Genomic DNA, 417 nt, shown 5'->3' on the forward strand with positions numbered 1-417 from the left:
TAGAAGAAGGTAATCTAAGTATACGTATAACTAAAAACCCTGCTAATCCTCAATTACTAGAACTTAAAGATGTACTTAATAATATGTTAGATGTATTAGAAACTAAGATAGGAAGTAATATGAATGAGATAGAAAGAGTATTTGATAGCTATCTTAGATTAGATTTCTCTACTTCTGTATTAGATGATAAAGGTAATATAGCTAATAAAGGTAGTGTAGAAAGAGTAACTAATGCCTTAGGAGAAGAAATAAGAAAGATGTTAAAAAGTTCTTTAAGCTTTGCTTCTTTACTTAATGAAGAAGCTAAAAAGCTAAATACACAAATTACTAATCTATCAACTAGCTCTAATGCACAAGCTTCTTCTTTAGAACAATCTGCTACTGCTATAGAAGAGATAACTCAGTCTATGCAAAATG

Annotated in this window: 1 pseudogene; it reads left to right on the plus strand. The window is 29.0% G+C overall.

From position 1 onward, the window contains the following. A pseudogene (locus BKH40_RS08880) lies at positions 1–417 on the plus strand (methyl-accepting chemotaxis protein); the annotation flags it as partial.

Source organism: Helicobacter sp. 11S02629-2 (genome assembly GCF_002272875.1).
Taxonomy (GTDB): domain Bacteria; phylum Campylobacterota; class Campylobacteria; order Campylobacterales; family Helicobacteraceae; genus Helicobacter_I.